Source organism: Microbispora sp. NPDC004025, assembly GCF_053604425.1.
Genome location: NZ_JBSGHN010000011.1, coordinates 72,054 through 89,495, shown reverse-complemented (window position 1 = coordinate 89,495; position 17,442 = coordinate 72,054). Strand labels below are relative to the sequence as shown.

At 71.5% G+C, this 17,442-nt stretch carries 14 protein-coding genes; 9 read left to right on the top strand and 5 right to left on the bottom strand.

Going from position 1 to position 17,442, the window contains the following annotated elements; translation table 11 throughout:
- The first annotated feature begins 25 nt into the window (after positions 1-25).
- Both ACWEQG_RS25430 and ACWEQG_RS25425 read left to right on the top strand, forming a co-directional pair.
- Positions 26-1,795 (top strand): histidine kinase, encoded by a 1,770-nt coding sequence (locus ACWEQG_RS25430; protein WP_452288327.1) that lies wholly within the window; start codon positions 26-28, stop codon positions 1,793-1,795.
- The gene (locus ACWEQG_RS25425; RefSeq protein ID WP_452288325.1) at positions 1,788-2,498 is read left to right on the top strand and encodes a response regulator transcription factor; all 711 of its coding nucleotides are present in this window, start codon (positions 1,788-1,790) and stop codon (positions 2,496-2,498) included. Before ACWEQG_RS25430 ends, ACWEQG_RS25425 begins: the two co-directional genes overlap by 8 nt.
- 62 nt (positions 2,499-2,560) lie before the next feature.
- Here the strand turns inward: ACWEQG_RS25425 and ACWEQG_RS25420 are convergent, their stop codons facing one another.
- Positions 2,561-4,297: a S8 family serine peptidase gene (locus tag ACWEQG_RS25420; RefSeq protein ID WP_452288323.1), complete on the bottom strand. Its 1,737-nt coding sequence runs from the start codon at positions 4,295-4,297 to the stop codon at positions 2,561-2,563.
- A gap of 195 nt (positions 4,298-4,492) precedes the next feature.
- Here ACWEQG_RS25420 and ACWEQG_RS25415 point away from each other — a divergent pair, with 195 nt between their 5' ends.
- On the top strand, positions 4,493-6,175 hold the full coding sequence (locus ACWEQG_RS25415) for an acyl-CoA mutase large subunit family protein (RefSeq protein WP_452288321.1): 1,683 nt from the start codon (positions 4,493-4,495) through the stop codon (positions 6,173-6,175).
- Here the strand turns inward: ACWEQG_RS25415 and ACWEQG_RS25410 are convergent.
- Complete coding sequence (locus ACWEQG_RS25410) at positions 6,172-7,563, bottom strand: pyridoxal phosphate-dependent decarboxylase family protein (RefSeq protein WP_452288319.1); 1,392 nt, start codon at positions 7,561-7,563, stop codon at positions 6,172-6,174. The genes ACWEQG_RS25415 and ACWEQG_RS25410 overlap by 4 nt on opposite strands.
- A 66-nt stretch (positions 7,564-7,629) precedes the next feature.
- Here ACWEQG_RS25410 and ACWEQG_RS25405 point away from each other — a divergent pair, with 66 nt between their 5' ends.
- Positions 7,630-8,097, top strand: coding sequence for an Lrp/AsnC family transcriptional regulator (locus tag ACWEQG_RS25405; protein ID WP_452288317.1), 468 nt, complete (start codon positions 7,630-7,632; stop codon positions 8,095-8,097).
- Positions 8,098-8,132: 35 nt separating this feature from the next.
- Here ACWEQG_RS25405 and ACWEQG_RS25400 read toward each other — a convergent pair whose 3' ends face one another.
- The gene (locus ACWEQG_RS25400) at positions 8,133-8,639 is read right to left on the bottom strand and encodes a DinB family protein (RefSeq protein WP_452288315.1); all 507 of its coding nucleotides are present in this window, start codon (positions 8,637-8,639) and stop codon (positions 8,133-8,135) included.
- A gap of 128 nt (positions 8,640-8,767) precedes the next feature.
- On the opposite strand from ACWEQG_RS25400, the gene ACWEQG_RS25395 reads away from it, so the two are divergent.
- The 3 genes from ACWEQG_RS25395 to ACWEQG_RS25385 all read left to right on the top strand — a co-directional run bounded on the left by ACWEQG_RS25395 (position 8,768) and on the right by ACWEQG_RS25385 (position 12,010).
- Positions 8,768-9,682, top strand: a complete 915-nt coding sequence (locus ACWEQG_RS25395) for a tetratricopeptide repeat protein (RefSeq protein WP_452288314.1) — start codon at positions 8,768-8,770, stop codon at positions 9,680-9,682.
- Between the two features lie 238 nt (positions 9,683-9,920).
- Positions 9,921-11,330, top strand: coding sequence for an NAD-dependent malic enzyme (locus tag ACWEQG_RS25390; protein WP_346226197.1), 1,410 nt, complete (start codon positions 9,921-9,923; stop codon positions 11,328-11,330).
- A gap of 104 nt (positions 11,331-11,434) precedes the next feature.
- Positions 11,435-12,010, top strand: coding sequence for a YqgE/AlgH family protein (locus ACWEQG_RS25385; protein ID WP_363466564.1), 576 nt, complete (start codon positions 11,435-11,437; stop codon positions 12,008-12,010).
- Positions 12,011-12,188: 178 nt separating this feature from the next.
- On the opposite strand, the gene ACWEQG_RS25380 is transcribed toward ACWEQG_RS25385, so the two are convergent.
- Positions 12,189-13,595 carry a cellulase family glycosylhydrolase gene (locus ACWEQG_RS25380; protein WP_452288312.1) on the bottom strand — a complete coding sequence of 469 codons (1,407 nt, stop codon included), beginning with the start codon at positions 13,593-13,595 and terminating at the stop codon, positions 12,189-12,191.
- A gap of 356 nt (positions 13,596-13,951) precedes the next feature.
- Here ACWEQG_RS25380 and ACWEQG_RS25375 point away from each other — a divergent pair, with 356 nt between their 5' ends.
- Positions 13,952-14,944 (top strand): leucine-rich repeat domain-containing protein, encoded by a 993-nt coding sequence (locus tag ACWEQG_RS25375; protein ID WP_452288310.1) that lies wholly within the window; start codon positions 13,952-13,954, stop codon positions 14,942-14,944.
- A 68-nt stretch (positions 14,945-15,012) separates the two neighbouring features.
- Here the strand turns inward: ACWEQG_RS25375 and ACWEQG_RS25370 are convergent, their stop codons facing one another.
- Positions 15,013-15,675, bottom strand: a complete 663-nt coding sequence (locus tag ACWEQG_RS25370; RefSeq protein WP_452288308.1) for a TetR family transcriptional regulator — start codon at positions 15,673-15,675, stop codon at positions 15,013-15,015.
- Between the two features lie 126 nt (positions 15,676-15,801).
- Between ACWEQG_RS25370 and ACWEQG_RS25365 the strand changes: the two genes are divergently transcribed.
- Positions 15,802-17,370 carry an MFS transporter gene (locus ACWEQG_RS25365; RefSeq protein ID WP_452288306.1) on the top strand — a complete coding sequence of 523 codons (1,569 nt, stop codon included), beginning with the start codon at positions 15,802-15,804 and terminating at the stop codon, positions 17,368-17,370.
- The last annotated feature ends 72 nt before the right edge of the window (positions 17,371-17,442 follow it).

Here is a 17,442-nt window from a genome sequence, read left to right as displayed (position 1 = left end):
GCGCCGGCCCGCCACGATGCCTGGCATGAAGTCCACGGCAGCGGCCCGGCCGCTCGCGGCGGGCATGGCCGCCGTCGCCGCCGCCGGGATCGTCGCCGGCGCGCTGCTGGAGACGGGGCTGCCGGCTCCCGCGTCGCAGTGGGCGTTCCTGGCTATCGCCCTGCTCCTGCCCGCCCTCGGCTGGCTGATCGCCGCGCGGCGGCCGGACAACGCCTACGGCTGGCTGCTCCTGGCGGCCGCGGACTGTCTGGGGCTGGGCGGGCTCGGGGTCGGCCTGCTGATCCGGCTCGGCCCGGAGCCGCACCAGCCGGTCGTCGTCGCCGCCGTGCTGAGCTCGCTGTTCCCGGTCTTCTACGGCCTGTCGTGGGTGTTCGTGCCGCTCCTGTTCCCGGACGGCAGGCTGCCGTCACGGCGCTGGCGCGTCGTCGCGGTCACGGGGGCCGCGGCGATCGCCGCGCACTGGCTGGGCGTGCTGTTCCTGCCCGGCCCCTATCTGGCAGGCGTCGTGCACGCCAACCCTCTCGGGCTGCGGGGACCGCTCGGCGTCGTCGCCGGGCTGCTGGCGCTGGTGGGCCAGGTGGCCACCTTCCTGCTGGCGCTGGTCGTGCTGGGCGGCCTCCTCGTCCGGCTGCGGCGCGGCCGCCCGCCCGAGCGCGCCCGGCTCGGCTGGATGGTGGCGGGCCTGCTGGCCAACCTCGGCGCCTCCGTTGTGATCATGATCACGGGGGCCTCGGAGACGTATGGCGCCGCCGACGTCGTCGGGGTGCTGGGCATGGTGGGGGCGCTGCCGGCCGCCATCGGTGCCGCCGTGCTGCGGCACGAGCTGCTCGACATCCGGGTCGGCGTCAGGGGCTCGCGCCTGTATCTCGTGTTCGACGTCCGCCCGACGGTCGACGAACTGCTGTCCCGCCTGGGCCCGGAGCTGGAGGAGGCCGAGCCGGTCGAGCAGCTCGGCAGGCTGGCGCAGGCGGTGCGGGCGGGCCTGGACGCCCGCTGGGCCGCCGTCGAGCTCGCGGACGGCACCCGCGTCGTGGCGGGGGAGGAGCGGGGCGAGGCCGTGCTCACGGTCCCGGCCGGGCTGGGGCGCATCAGTTGCGGACCCAAGGTGACCGGGCGGCTGACCCGCGACGACCGGCGGCTGCTCGCCGCCCTGGCCGTGCCGGTCGGCCTCGCCATCCGCAGCGCGGCGCTCGCCGCCCGGCTCGTGAACGCCCAGGAGGCCGAGCGGCGGCGGATCGAGCGCAACATCCACGACGGCGCGCAGCAGCAGCTCGTGGCGCTGATCGCGGGGCTGGAGCTGGCCCGCGCGACCGGCGGCGGAGCGCGATCCCTGGCCCTTCTGCGGGAACAGGCCCGCCAGGCGCTGGCGGACCTGCGGGAGCTCGCGGCCGGAATCCATCCCTCCGTGCTGAGCCAGGGCGGGCTGGTGGAGGCCGTGGAGGGGCGGTGCTCGGGCCTGCCGGTCGCGACCACCGTGACGGCCGACCCGGCCCTGCGCACCCGCAGGTTCCCGGACGAGATCGAGGGAGCGATGTATTTCGTGGTCAGCGAGGCGATCGCCAACGCGCTCAAGCACGCGGGAGCGTCCCGGATCGAGGTACGGCTCTGGCACGACGGCGGCAGGCTCCAGGCGTCCGTCGCCGACGACGGGACGGGGTTCGATCCCCGGGCCGTGGCACGGCGCGGACTGGCCACGCTGGCCGACCGCATGGCGGCGCTCGGCGGAGGTCTGGAGACGACGGCCGGGCCGGGAGAGGGAACGCGGGTGCGCGCCTGGGTGACCGCCGATGCCTGAACGCCTCCCCGCCGGGCCCGCCGCCGAGAGGGAACCGCGCAGGCTGCGCGCCCTGGTCGCCGACGATCACTACCTCGTACGGGAGGGCACCCGGCAGTTGCTGGAGAGCTCGGGGGAGGTCGACGTCGTCGGGGCGCTGGGGAGCGCGGCGGAGCTGGTCGACGCGGCCAGGCGGCTCGGTCCCGACGTGGTGGTCACCGACATCCGCATGCCGGGCGAGGGCTGGCGGCAGGGGTTCGAGGGGATCGACGCCGCCCACCGGGTCCGCGCGGCCGATCCTCACGTCGGCGTCGTCGTGCTGTCGCAGTTCGCCGACTCGATCTACGCGTTCGAATTGTTCAAGGACGGCACGGAAGGTCTCGCGTACCTGCTGAAGGACCGGGTGGGGGACCTCGACGAGCTGCTCGGCGCGATCCGTTCGGTCGCCGCGGGCGGCTCGGTCATCGACCCCAAGGTGGTGGAGGGGCTGCTGGCGCGCCGCGCCGTACGGGGAGAGCGGGAGGCGTTCACGCCCCGGGAGCGTGACGTGCTGCGCGAGATGGCGCGGGGCAGGTCCAACGGCGGCATCGCGCGGGCGCTGTCCCTGTCGATCTCCGCCGTGGAGAAGAACGTGAACTCGATTTTCCTGAAGCTGGGGCTGGAGGCCAGCCCGGACATCCACCGCCGGGTCGCCGCGGTCCTCGCCTATCTCGGCGGTTCCTGATCCGCGCCGCCCGGGTGGGCCGGTGACGCACACCGCACGCGTGCGTCACCGGCCCGAGGGCGTCAGCGGCCGACGGCGCGCAGGGCGTCGACGATGCCCCTGCCGTAGAAGCCGTTGTTGTCGGCGGTGCCCTCACAGGTGTGGGTGGCGGTCGCCGTGGTGCCGTCCGGCAGGTGACGGGTGTAGGTGTAGGCGGGCGGGGTCGGGCAGGCCGTCCTGGTGGCCGTGCCCTTGAGGATCGCCTCCACCTTGTCGGGGTCCATCGTCAGGCCGCCGTGGGCGCGGTCGTGCCTGCCGTACCGGCTGACGATCAGCGCCGCGACGCCGGCCGCGCGCGGCGAGGCCATCGAGGTGCCCTGCAGGTACTGGTAGTAGGCGCAGACCGAGCCCTTGCAGTCCTTCACCACGTACGGCACCGTCGGGTCGCCGTTCTCGTCGATCTCGCCGTTGGCGACGGCGAGCGCCTTGGGATAGGCCGAGAGCGTGGCCTTGGTGATGTCCCTGGTGTTGCCGGGGGTGTCGTAGACGTCGCCGCCGGGCGAGGCCACGTCGACGTAGCCGTTGCCGTAGCTGGAGTAGTACGCCTTCCGCTTGCTGATGCCGGTCGAGGAGACCGCGATCACGTGCTCGGACTCGTTCGGCAGCGAGACGCAGGACGGGGGGATGGTCCGGGTCCGCTCCGTCTGCTGCCCGGGGAAGGTGGCGTAGTCGGGGCTGCCGCCGTCGACGTTCGTCTTCGTGTAGTCGATCGCCTCGTTGCCGGCCGCGCTGACGAGCGTCACGCCGCGCGCGTGGGCGTAGTCGAGCGCCCGCTGGGTGGCGGCGATGTACAGCCGCTGCTGGGCCTGCTCCTCGGGGCTGTCGGCCGGGTTGTCGGCGCAGTTGAACAGCCACGGGTCGATGTAGTAGCTCATGTTGACCACGTCGACGCCGATGTCGCCCGCGTAGGTGAGGGCGTCGACGGTGGGCTGGAGGAAGAAGTAGCCCGAGTCCTGGCCGGCCCGCAGGTTCACGATCGTCACCTTCGGAGCGACGCCCGAGATGCCCAGCTTGTTGATGGGCGAGGCGATCGACGAGGCGACGTGGGTGCCGTGGCCGTCCTCGTCCACGTCGTTCGGGTCGGTGCAGGAGCCGTCGGGGTCCTCCTCGCACGGCCCGTCGATCGGGGAGCCGTTGGCGTCCGCCGGCAGGTCGACGGTGAAGTTACGGCTCAGCCTGCGGTCGAAGTTCGGCGCGATGTCGGGGTGCGAGCCGTCGACGCCGGTGTCGAGGATGCCGACGAGGACGCCCTTGTCGCCCTGCTCGAACCTGTGGGCCTGGTCCGCGTGGATCTGCTTCATGTCCCACTGCAGGTCGGCGAGCGGCTCGTCCTTGACGTTGCGCCCCCACTTGGGGCCCGTGGCGCCGCCGCGGCCCTCCTTCTCCACGGCCTTGCTCCTGGCCGCCTTCGCCACGGCCTTCCTCGCGGCGGCGGACGCCTTCGCGTCGTCCGGCGCGTCGCCGATCACCCGGTTGCGCGCGACCCCTTCGATGGCCGCGGCGCCCTGCAGCGCGCTCGCGAAGTCGGGGTTGGCGGTGCTGACCGTGGCCAGCCCGACCTGCGTGTTCACCTTGACGACGCTGCCGCCGGCCGCTTCGATCGCCTTCTGGGCGTCCGCCGCGGCCGCGCCTTCCTTGTACAGAACCACGTATTCGGTCTGGGTCGCCGACCCGGCGGCCGCGGGTACGGCCTGCGCGGGTGTGACGAGGGTTGCCGCCACCATCGCCGCGGTCGCGGCGACGACTGTCAAGCGCTTCACATCCACCTCCATGTGGACTTCAAGGGCGCTGACCATGCTTGAAGATTTCCCGGTCCTGTCAAAGGTCCGTGAGAATTCGCGACCAACGTGTGACATGACTGCCGTGGGGGTGGGCGGTCAGGGGGCGTCGGTGCTGGCCGGATTTAGTAGGACGTCCTAGTATTTTCTCGGAGAGTGAGACACGGGGAGGGACGCATGGAGCCGGACGCGACGGGCGCCGAGGCGATCGAGGCGGGCAGGGCCCGGTGGCAGGCGCGGTACGACGCCGCCTTCAAGCGGGACCGCGAGTTCCGCACCCTGTCGGGGCTGGACGTGGACCCCGTCTACGGGCCGTCCGGGGACGACCCCCGGTTCGGGCGCATCGGCTGGCCGGGCGAGTTCCCCTTCACCCGCGGCCTGTACGCCACCGGCTACCGCGGCCGGCCCTGGACCATCCGCCAGTTCGCCGGGTTCGGCAACGCCAGGCAGACCAACGAGCGCTACAAGATGATCCTCGGCGCCGGAGGCGGCGGCCTGTCGGTGGCGTTCGACATGCCGACGCTCATGGGCCGCGACTCCGACGACCCCCGCTCGCTCGGCGAGGTGGGCCACTGCGGCGTGGCGATCGACTCGGCCCTCGACATGGACCTGCTGTTCGACGGCATCCCGCTCGGCGACGTCACGACGTCCATGACCATCAGCGGGCCCGCCGTACCGATCTTCTGCATGTACGTGGTCGCGGCCGAACGGCAGGGCGTACCCGTCGGGAAGCTGAACGGCACCCTCCAGACGGACATCTTCAAGGAGTACATCGCGCAGAAGGAGTGGCTGTTCGCCCCCGAGCCGCACCTGCGGCTGATCGGCGACCTCATGGAGTTCTGCGCCGCCGAGATCCCCGCGTACAAGCCGCTGTCGGTGTCGGGGTACCACATCCGCGAGGCCGGGGCCACGGCCGCGCAGGAGCTGGCCTTCACACTGGCCGACGGATTCGGCTACGTCGAGCTCGGCCTGTCGCGCGGGCTCGACGTGGACGTGTTCGCGCCGGGCCTGTCGTTCTTCTTCGACGCGCACATCGACTTCTTCGAAGAAATCGCGAAGTTCCGCGCCGCCCGGCGCATCTGGGCCCGCTGGATGCGCGACGTGTACGGCGCCCGCACCGACAAGGCGCAGTGGCTGCGCTTCCACACCCAGACGGCCGGGGTGTCGCTGACCGCGCAGCAGCCGGACAACAACATCGTCCGCACCGCGATCGAGGCGCTGGCGGCCGTGCTCGGCGGCACGAACTCGCTGCACACCAACGCGCTGGACGAGGTGCTCGCGCTGCCGTCGGAGAAGGCCGCCGAGATCGCGCTGCGCACCCAGCAGGTGATCATGGAGGAGACGGAGGTCGTCAACGTCGTCGACCCGCTGGGCGGCTCCTGGTACGTCGAGGCGCTGACCGACCGCCTGGAGGCCGAGGCGGAGAAGATCTTCACGAGGATCCGCGAGATGGGCGGCGACGGCACGATGACCGCCGGCATCCTGCGGGGCATCGAGGACGGCTGGTTCATGTCGGAGATCGCCGAGTCGGCCTTCGACTACCAGCGCAAGCTGGAGAAGGGCGACAAGCGGATCGTCGGCGTGAACTGCCACACCGCGACCGCCGAGCAGCCGCTGGAGATCCTGCGGATCAGCCACGAGGTCGAGGCCGAGCAGCGCAGGACGCTGGCCGGGCGGCGCGCCGCGCGGGACCGGAAGGCCGTCGACGCGGCGCTGGCCGCCCTGCGGGCCGCCTCCAAGGGCGACGACAACATGATCCCGCCCATGCTGGAGGCCGTGCGGGCCGAGGCCACGCTGGGCGAAATCTGCGACGTCCTGCGCGAGGAGTGGGGCACCTACTCCGAGCCCGCCGCCTTCTAGACGCCCTCGAGCGAGGCGACGCGGTCGAGGAGGGACTCCAGCGTCTTGTCGTCGGTGGCGGGGGCGATGACCGTCACCCGCAGGTGGCGAACGCCGCCGACCTCGGCCGAGGTCAGGTGGAAGGAGCCCTCCTCCAGCAGCGTCTCGCGGATCGCGGCCTGGTCGCCGTCGCCGTACCGGAAGCAGACGATGTTGCTCTCCGGCTCGTACGGGCAGTGGAAGCCGGGCCGCTCGCGGGCCAGCTCCCAGAAGCGGTGCGCGGTGGCGTACCGCCCCGCCACGTGCTCGCCGAGGCCCCGCTCGCCCCGCCAGGCCAGGTTGAGGAACACCTTCAGCCCGAGCGCGGCCTTGGTGCACTCCACGGTCCTGCCGATCAGGTCGAACCCCTGGTCGCCGTAGAACAGGTAGCTGGCCTGCTGCCGGAACGCGGCGTCCAGGGCGCCCTCGCGCCGGACGAGCACGGCGGCCGCGAGGCCGGAGGTGCGCAGCATCTTGTGGGCGTCCCAGATGACCGAGTCGGCCAGCTCGACGCCGTCGAGCAGGTGGCGGTGCTCGTCGCTGAGCAGCGCCGACGCTCCGTGCGCGCCGTCCACGTGGAACCACAGCCCCTGCCCGGCGCAGAACTCGCCGATCGGCCGCAGGTCGTCGTACAGGCCGGTGCCGGTGGCGCACGCGGCGGCGACCAGGGCCATCGGCCGGCGGCCGGCCCGCCGCGCCCGGTCGAGCCCCTCGGGCAGCCGCGCCACGTCGATCCTGCCCAGGTCGTCCACGTCGAGCGGCATGACCGCGCGCTCGCCCAGGCCGAGGATCGCCGCCGCCCTCGTGATCGAGTAGTGCGCCGACGGCGGCGCGAGGACGGCGAGATCGCCGGGCACGCCCTCGGCCCACGCGTCCGGGGCGGCGGCGGCCCGCGCCGCGAGCAGCGCGGTCAGGTTGGCCAGCGACCCGCCGTGGGTGAACACGCCGCCGCCCTCGGGGAAGCCGACCTTGCCGAGCATCCAGCGCAGCACCTCGAACTCGACCGTCGCCGCGGCGGCCCCCATCTCGTAGATCGCCATGGGGTTGTTGATCGCGCCGTGGACGAAGTCGGCCAGCGCGGCGGGAAAGTCGGGCGCGGCCGTCTGATGGGCGAGGTAGGCCGGATGGTGCAGCCGCGTCCCCTCCACGAGATAGGCGTCGAGCCACTCCCGGTAGGTCTCCGGCGTCATGCCCCCCTCCCGGATCCACCGGGCGAGCCCGAGCCGTCCGGCCAGTTCAGCGGGGGGTCTGCGGCGGATCACCGGCACCGCTCCGCCCTGGCTCTCCCGCACGTACGCGGCGAGCCCGTGCACGGTCACCTCGGCGGCGTGGACGAAGTCGTCGATGTCCCAGGTGTGATTCGGTGTCATGCCCGAATAATGGCTCTATCGGGCATCAGTCCGCCACGAACGCCGAATCGACGAAGGAACAGGCCCGTGACCGCCGAACTGGATTCGATCGACAGGAAGATCCTCGAGCTGCTCCAGAAGGACGCGCGGCTGCCCAACAAGGATCTCGCCGAGCGGGTCGGCGTCGCCCCCTCCACCGCGCTCGAACGCGTGCGGTCGCTGCGCCGCCGCGGGCTGATCACGGCCTTCCGCGCGGAGGTCGACACGCAGGCGCTCGGACGGCCCCTGGAGGCGCTGCTGGCGCTGCGCGTGCGGCCCCACACGAGCCAGCTCGTGGACCCGCTGCGGGCGTTCGTGCTCGGGCTCCCCGAGACGATCGCGCTGTTCCACGTGGCCGGCCCGCAGGATTTCCTCGTGCACGTCGCGGTGCCCGACGCCGATCACCTGCACCGCATGATCCTCGAACGCATCCTGGTCCGGCCGGAGATCGTCCATCTCGAGACGACGCTGATCTTCCGTACCGAGCGCAGGACCGTCCAGGGCCCGGTGAGCTGAGAAGACGGCCGGCTGAAGGTCGGGGGCGGGTCGTCTCAGGCGCCCACGGTTCCGTCGACGCCCTCGCGGAGGAAGTCCGCGTGGCCGTTGTGCCGGGCGTACTCGTGGATCATGTGCAGCATGACCAGCCGCAGCGACACCTCCTCGCCCCACCGCGGCTGGTAGGCGGTGACGTCGAGCGACTCGGCCGCGCGCTCGATCCTGCGAGAGTGCTCGATCTCCGCCTGCCAAACCTCGAACGCCTCCGCGCCGGTGGACCCGCTCGGGTCGTACGCCGCCTGGTAGTCGCCCTCCTCCGACCAGACCAGCGGCACGTCCTCCTTGCCGATCACGCGGCGGAACCACGTGCGCTCGACCTCGGCCATGTGCCGCACCAGGCCGAGCAACGAGAGCGTCGACGGCGGCATCGACCTGCGGCGCAGCTCCTCGTCCGACAGGCCGTCGCACTTCAGCGCGAGCGTCGCCCGGTGGTAGTCGAGGAAGGCGCGCAGCATCTCGCGCTCACCGGCGACGGTCGGCGGCCCGACGCGTTCCACTGCCATGTCCTGCTCCCTCCGGGTGGCGAACGTGCGCTGTTCACCCTACGGCGGACGCGAGTCCGCCCGATCCGGCAGAGGAACCGCGGCGGGGACGCACGGATCACGCGGGCGCGTACGGCAGGATTGGGGGTATGGCAGCGGAGTTCTCTCGACCTGGATCGCTCTACGGCGCCGTGGACCTCGGCGCGCGCAAGCAGGCACTCGAGGCCCAGGCGCGGCGTGAGGCCGCAGGGCCGGCCGGAGCCGCCTCGGCGGACGTCATCGAGGTGACCTCGGCCACCTTCAACGCCGACGTGGTGGAGCGCTCCCTGAGCGTTCCCGTGATCGTCGAGGCGACGGTGACCAGGGCCGAGCAGGTCCGGCAGTTCAGCGGCGTGATGGAGAAGCTGGCCGCGGAGGCGGCCGGCGCGTGGGTGCTGGCCAGGGTGGACGTGGAGGCCGACCCGCAGCTCGCCCAGGCGCTGCGGATGCGTACGGTGCCCACCGTCTACCTGGCCTTCCAGGGGCAGCTCATGCCCCTGTTCGAGGGCCCGCTGCCGGAGTCGCAGCTCCGGCAGGCGCTGGCGCAGGTGTTCGAGCAGCTCGGCATGGAGCTGGCCGCGCAGAGCGAGGGGGAGCAGGCGGAACCGCCGATCGACCCCGAGCTCCTGGCGGCCGAGCAGGCCGTGGAGAAGGGCGACCTGGACGCCGCGGCCGCGGCGTTCGAGCGCCTGCTGGCGAGGTCGCCGTCGGACGAGGGCGCGAAGATCGGCCTCGCCGGGGTCGGGCTGCTGCGGCGCACGCAGGACCTCGATCCGGCCGACGTGCTGCGCCGGGCCGCGCAGGCCCAGGACGACGTGGACGCGCAGGTCCAGGCCGCCGACGTGGAGATGGTGAGCGGGCAGGTGGACGAGGCGTTCGACCGGCTCATCGCGCTCGTGCGGCGCACCCGGGGCGCGGACAGGGACAAGGCGCGGGTCCACCTGCTGGGGCTGTTCGACGCGTTGCCCACCGACGATCCCTCGGTTTCACGCGCGCGCAGGGCGCTGGCCAGCGCGCTCTTCTGACCGGTTCCGGCCGCGCCCGCCGGCGCCTGAGGGGGTACGGCGGGCGCCGCTTCGGGACCGAAGTGTGAGGTGAACAGCACGGGTCCGGGCTGAAACACCCGGCAGGGGATGGCACGATGGATAGCACCCATGAGCCGTCCAGCCGGATGCGCGAGCGTGGCCGCCACACGGAGGCCCGCCCAACTGGAGCAGCCGGGAGAGCACGGCCAGGCACCACCCCGCAAAGGAGCGGATAGACGTGGCCACCGTGCCCAGCGTGTCCTACTCGATCACTGTACGTCTCGAGGTGCCCGCGGGGGGCAAGGCGGTAAGCCTGCTCACCCACGCGGTGGAGAACGCGGGCGGCGTGGTGACCGCCCTCGACGTGACCAACGCGGGTCACGAGAAGCTCCGCATCGACGTGACGTGCGCGGCCAAGGACGCCGACCACGTGCAGGCGATCGTGGACAGCCTCGGCGCGGTCGAGGACGTCGCGATCCACAAGGTCTCCGACCGGACCTTCCTCATGCACCTCGGCGGAAAGATCGAGATGCAGTCGAAGGTGCCCCTGCGTAACCGCGACGAGCTCTCCATGGCGTACACCCCGGGTGTGGCCAGGGTCAGCCTGGCGATCGCGCGCAACCCCGAGGACGCCCGCCGCCTCACGATCAAGCGGAACTCGGTCGCCGTGGTCACCGACGGCTCGGCCGTCCTCGGGCTCGGCAACATCGGCCCCGCCGCCGCGCTGCCGGTGATGGAGGGCAAGGCCGCCCTGTTCAAGCGGTTCGCCGGTATCGACGCCTGGCCCATCTGCCTCGACACCCAGGACGTGGACGAGATCGTCGCGACCGTGCGCGCCATCGCGCCGGGCTTCGGCGGCATCAACCTGGAGGACATCTCGGCGCCGCGCTGCTTCGAGGTGGAGCGGCGGCTGCGTGAGCTGCTCGACATCCCGGTCTTCCACGACGACCAGCACGGCACCGCCATCTGCGTGCTCGCCGCGCTGACGAACGCGCTGAAGGTCGTCGGCAAGGAGCTCTCCGAGGTGCGGATCGCGATGGCCGGCGCCGGCGCGGCCGGCACCGCCGTCCTGCGCCTGCTGCTGGCGGCAGGGGCGCGCAACGTCATCGTCTGCGACTACCTCGGCGCGGTGCACCTCGGCCGCGACGACCTGGACGACTCGCTGCGGTGGATCGCCGAGCACACCAACAGCGAGGGGTACGGCGGCGACCTGCGCGGCGCGGTCAAGGGCGCCGACGTCTTCATCGGCGTCTCCGCGCCGGGAATCCTCACCGGGGACGACGTCGCCGCCATGGCGAAGGACGCGGTGGTGTTCGCGCTGGCCAACCCCGAGCCGGAGGTCTCGCCCGACGACGCCCGCGAGCACGCGGCGGTCGTGGCGACGGGCCGGTCGGACTACCCCAACCAGATCAACAACGTGCTCGCCTTCCCGGGCGTGTTCCGCGGCCTGCTCGACGCCCAGGCGGACGGAGTCACGCCGGAGATGCTCCTGGCGGCGGCGCGCGCGCTGGCCGCGGTCGTCACGAGCGAGGAGCTCGGCCCCAACTACATCATCCCGAGTGTCTTCCACCCCGACGTGGCCAACGCCGTGGCGGCCGCCGTACGGGAGTCGGCCGGGGGCAGGGCGCGCGGATTCACCGAGGCCTGACCCGCCGGTCCCGGACGGTGACGATGTCGTCGCGATAAGTAATATGACGCGGCGAACCGGGGTCGGCGTGCACGAATCCGCAATCCTCCCTCATGATGGGATGTATGGCGGAAGCGATCTACGTCGGCGGGTTGCTCGTAGCGACGCCACTGCTCGACGACCCCAACTTCCGGCGTAGCGTGGTGCTCGTCCTGGAGCACGACGAAGACGGCGGCACTCTGGGCGTGGTGCTCAACCGGCCCAGCGAGATCGCCGTGACCCAGGTCCTGCCCTCCTGGGACGCCCTGGTCACGGGTCCTCCGGTGCTGTTCGAAGGCGGCCCGGTGCAGACGGACAGCGCGCTCGCGCTGGCCGTCGTGCTCAGCGGCGAGGAGCCCCTCGGCTGGCGCCGGTTGCAGGGCCGGGCCGCGGTCTCGCGCCTCGGCACGGTGGACCTCGACGCGCCCCCGGAGATCCTCGCGGGGGAGATCTCCCAGATGCGGATATTCGCGGGCTACGCGGGCTGGACCGCCGGACAGCTCGACAACGAGCTTCAGGAGGGCGCCTGGTACGTCGTGGACTCCGAGCCGGGGGACACCTTCCACCCGAACCCGGCCACGCTGTGGCGCACCGTGTTACGCCGGCAGAAGGGGGATCTCGCGCTCGTCGCGACCTTCCCGGACGACCCTCTGCTCAACTGAACCCCGGCACGCCCCGCCGCGAAGCCGCGCGGTGACGCGCGACGCACGGATGCGCGCGAGACACGCGGGGGCCGGGCGCGGGGAGCGCGCCCGGCCGTGGATCGAAGCCGCCGTGGATCAAGCAGCTATGAGGGAAAGCCGCTGTGGTTGTAAGCCGCTGTGGGTGAAGCGCCGCGTCTCAGCTCGCGGTGCAGCTCACCGCCGGAACCGAGTTGGTGCCGTTGTAGGAGCCGAGGAATCCGAACGAGGTGGACGCTCCGGCGCCGAGGCCGCCGTTGTAGCTCACATTCTTGGCGGTGATCGACGATCCGCTCGACGTCACCGTGGCGTTCCACGCCTGGGTGATCGTCTGGCCGTTCGCGTAGGTCCAGGTCACGGTCCAGCCCGAGATGGCACTGGAGCCGGCCTTGACGGTCACCTCGCCCTGGAAGCCGCCGCCCCACTGGTTGCTGACCTTGTACGTCGCCGAGCAGCCCTTGGCGCCGCCGCTCGGGGACGCGCTGGGCGAGGCACTGGGCGAGGCGCTGGGGGACGCACTGGGGGACGCGCTGGGGGACGCGCTGGGGGACACCGACGGGCTGGCCGACGGGCTCACCGGCGGCTGGCCGTAGATCGTCGCCTCCTTGGCGGTCGACTTGATGCCGTTGGCGCCGTTGAAGAGCCGCTGGCCCCACGAGGTGAGCTGGCTGACATTGAAGTTCGTCACCTGGTCCAGGTATTCGACGCCGCCGCCGTTGCCGCTCCACGACCAGCCGAGGTAGCCGACGCCCCGCGACTGGGCCTGCGCCATGATCGTGTCCTCGTCGGGGTCGCCGTCCGAGTGCATGTTGCCGAACTCGCCGATCACCAGCGGCAGCCCGGCGGTCTGGAACGCCTGGAGGTAGGCCGTGACCTCGGCCGCCGTGTCGAAGACGCCGTACATGTGGATCGAGAAGACGGTGTTCTTCTGCGGGTCGGCGGCGAAGACCGAGGCGGCGTTGTCACGCATGACGAAGCCCCAGTCCTGACCCCAGTTGGGCGCGTCGACCATCAGCATGTGCTGGAATCCGGCCGCCCGCATCCTGCTGATGGCGTTCTTGGTCGCGCTGGTCCAGGCGGACGGGTTGTTGTTGCCGTACGGCTCGTTGCCGATGTTGATGACGACGTAGTTCTCCTGGCCGGTCAGCACGCTCTTGAGGCCGATCCAGTAGTCGACCGCCTGCTCGAGCGTGTACGCGCCGCTCTGCTCGCCGTAGCCGGTGGTGTCGTGGTTCTCGAGCACGCAGATTAACCGGTTCTGCTTGCACAGCGAGATGACGTTGGAGACGTCGCTCGCCGAGTTGGCCGTCCAGCGGCCGCCGCTGAGCACGACGCGGACGGTGTTCGCGCCCAGGGACTTGATGTTCGCGAACGAGCTCGTCTGGCTCGCGTACCAGGTGTGCGCGTGGCTGGTGCCGCGCATGATGAACGGGTTTCCGTTGGCTTCGAGGATCTTCGTGCCGCTGACGTGGAGTCCGGTCGCGGCCTGCGCGCTCTGGGTCATCGCGATCACCGACATCAGGAGGGCGAGGACGGCCGCGCCCGCGGCGATGAAACGTGTTCTCATTCTGTACCTCGGGTGGGGGGATCGGCGCCGGTGGGAGCGCCGAACGCACCATAGGCAAGGGGGACCGGAACCGTACAGCGAGCGCCCTCCGAGGCGACGGCCATCGCCTCGCCCCAACTGAACCGGTTCTGCTGCGCGGGCCACCGGACCAGCGCGATCTCTCTTCTGCGGCCCTCGCCGGAGTCGTGAAACGCCGATGAAACGTTCACCTGCCGGGCGACGCCGCCTCGCGGCGGTGTGGTGGTGTGGCGCTCTGACCGCATGGCGGCGGGTGGTGATCTGTAGGGTCGGTTGTCGTGCCCGGTTCCGATGCGCCCGGTCGTGATGCTCCCGGCCCCGATGTCTCAGGCCCCGATATGTCCGGCAGCGCCGTGCCCGGGGCGGACTGGGCGCCCCCCGGCGCCGTACGGTTCGCCGACGGCGTGCCGGTCGCCCTGGTGGCGCCCGGCACGGGACTGGCGTCACTGCCCGCGGCCCTCGGCGACATGGTCACGCTGCGCCATCTCGACCTGGACGGGAACGCGCTCACGACGTTGCCCGGCTGGATCTCGCGTCTGGAGCGGCTGCGGGCCCTGCTGCTCTACGGCAACCGGATCGCGGCACTCCCACCGGAACTGGGCCGCCTCGTGTCGCTGGAACATCTCGGCGCCGGGCGCAACGGGCTGACCGCGGTGCCGGACACACTGTGGCGGCTGACCCGGCTGCGGTCGCTCGTCCTGGCGGAGAACGAGATCACGGACCTTCCTCCCGGCCTGGGCCGCCTCCGCGAGCTGCGCATGCTCGACCTGGGTCACAACCGGCTGCGCGAGGTGCCCGCGGAGATCGGGGACCTGCCCGGCCTCACGGACTACCTCTACCTGAGCGACAACGGCTTCACGTCGGTGCCCGCCTCGCTGGGGCGGCTCGACCGGCTCGGCTATCTCAACCTCGCCGAGAACCGGCTGGCCGCGCTGCCCGCGGAGATCGGCGGCATGACCGGCCTGCACGAGTTGCGCGTCCACGACAACCGGCTGACCGCGCTGCCGGAGACGATCGGACGCCTGACCGGGCTGCGCGAGCTGCATCTGAAGAACAACCGCCTCGCGGCGCTGCCCGAGTCGATCGGCGGGCTGCGCGCGCTGCGCCACCTGGACCTGCGGGGCAATCCCCTGGAACGGCTGCCCGACTCCGTCGTCCACCTGACGGCCCTGACCCACCTGGACCTGCGGGCGACCCGCCTCGGCACGCTGCCCGCCGGGCTGGCGGAGCTGCCTCGGCTCGAGAAGCTCGACCTGCGCTGGGTCAAGTTCGACCAGGTGCCCGCATGCGTGCGCCCGCTGCGCGAGCGAGGGTGCGTCGTCCTGCTCTGAGCCTGCCCTGGGCCTGCTTTGAGCCTGCTCTGGGGCGGTGGCGCCGGGTGGAGGACTGCGGCCTGACGTCAGCTCGCGGCCGACGCCGGCTCCGGCTTCGCCTCCGTCTTTCCGGGGCGTACGGGCAGGTCCCAGCCGGGACGCAGGGAGCGCTCGGCCAGGGTGAGCAGGTCCTCGTACCGGCGTGCCAGGCCGTTGAGATCCTCCGTGGGCCCGTTCATGCAGAGCAGCCCGATGCTCACGAAGACCGACACGACGAGCTGGGACTGCAGGTCGTCGGGCGCCGTACCCATCCTGCGGGCCACCTCGGCGACCAGCCTGCGCTCGTTCTCCCTGATCAGCCGCATGGCGCCCGCGAGCAGGGACGGAGTGTTGTGGACGAGCCGCTGGGCCTTCATGATCCTGCCCGCCTCGGCGCCGTCGATCTCTCGTAGGATGCCCAGCATGGCGCGCATCGACTGACTCAGCGCGGTGAACGGCGACTCCGACCGCGGCCGTGCGACCAGTTCGGCGAGGAACATCTCCTGCTCGTCGGCGGTTAGGCAGAGCGCCACGTCCTCCTTGGACGCGAAGTAGCGGAAGAAGGTCCGGGGCGAGACCTCCACTTCGGCCGCGATCTGGTCGATCGTCGTCGCCTCGTAGCCCTGTGAGAGGAAAAGGTCGAGGGCCGCGTCGATCAGGGCGTCCCGCGTCCGCTGCTTCTTGCGCTCCCGCAGACCCACGGCGGTCACCTCCTCGAAACCATCGGTTCACGTACTGCCACATGTCACCGTATGTCGGATAAAAGGATTTGTCATCTGTCATCGACTGACATAAATTACTGCGGGTCTACTCAGTGTCGCTAAGGGGGAACCTCCATGACTCAAGCCGTATCGGCGGTGGACGCCGACGCGCCTCCAGGACGGGGCCAGGGCCATCCGTGGCTCACGCTGCTCGCCGTCTCGCTCGGCGTCATCATGGTCATGCTCGACGGCACGGTCGTGGCGATCGCGAACCCGGTCATCCAGGTCGAGCTCAAGGCGACACTGGCCGACCTGCAGTGGGTGACCAGCGGTTATCTGCTCGCGCTGGCGGTCTTCCTGATCACGGCCGGCAAGCTCGGCGACCTCTTCGGCCACAAGCGGGTCTTCCTGATCGGCGTCGCCGGCTTCGCGCTGACCTCGCTCGCCATCGGTCTGTCGTCCTCGATCGGCATGCTGATCGCGCTGCGCGTGCTGCAGGGACTGTTCGGCGCGCTGCTGCAGCCCGCCGCGCTCGCGTTGCTCCGGTCGGCCTTCCCCGGCGAGAAGCTGAACATGGCCATGGGCGCGTGGGGCGCGATCATCGGTCTGTCGAGCGCGGGCGGCCCGATCGTCGGCGGCCTGCTGGTGGAGAACGTGAGCTGGCAGTCGGTGTTCTTCATCAACGTGCCGGTCGGCGTGGTGGCTCTGGCGTTCGGGCTGTGGGCGCTGCGGGAGAGCAAGGCCAAGACCCTGTCCAGGGTCGACTGGCTCGGCGTCGTGCTGCTGTCCGGTGCGATGTTCGCGCTGGTGTGGGCCATCATCAAGGCCCCCGAGTGGGGCTGGGGCGACGCCAGGACGCTCGGCTACCTCGCCGCCGCCGTGGTCGTCGGGGCCGTGTTCCTGTTCTGGCAGTCGAAGGCGCGCGAGCCGCTGCTGCAGCTGAGCCTGTTCCGCAACGCCTCGGTCTCGATCGGGACCGTCCTCATGATCCTCATGTCGTTCGCGATGTTCGGCGCGATGTTCTTCCTCACGTTCTTCTTCCAGGGCGTGCACGGGCTCACGCCGCTCGACTCCGGTCTGCGGATGCTGCCCATGAGCGCCGGCATGATCGTCGCCTCGCCCATCGCGGGCATGCTCATCGGCAAGCTCGGTCCGAAGATCACCATCGCGGGCGGCATGGTGATCGCGGCCGTCGCCATGTTCCTCATGTCGCGGCTCAGCGTCGACGCGGCCTTCGCCGACACCGCGATTCCGTTCGTGCTGCTCGCGTTCGGCCTGTCGCCGGTGTTCGTCGGCGCCACCGAGATCATCGTGGGCAACGCGCCCGAGGAGTTGAGCGGCGTCGCGGGCGGCGTGCAGAACTCCGCGATGCAGGTCGGCGGCGCGCTCGGCACCGCGATCCTGGGCGCGGTCGTATCCGCCAAGGTGGCCGACGTGCTGCCGGGCTACCTCGGGCCGATGGCGCAGGCCGTCAAGCCCGAGGAGTTGGAGGGGCTCAAGGCCCTGGCCTCGGTGGGCCAGGCCCCGCCCGGGCTCCCGGCCGAGGTGGCCAGGACGGTCGCCGACGCGGCGCACCTGTCCTTCATGGACGGACTGCACCTCGGCTTCGTCGTGAGCACGGCGGTCGCCCTGGTCGCGGCGGCCCTGGCCCTGTTCGTCAAGGCCGGCCGCAAGACCGAGGGCGCCCCGGTCCACATGGGCTGACGTCCGTCTCCTCCCGTACGGCTCCCGCCACCCCGGCGGGAGCCGTACGCGCGTCCGGGTCGGGAGCGCCCG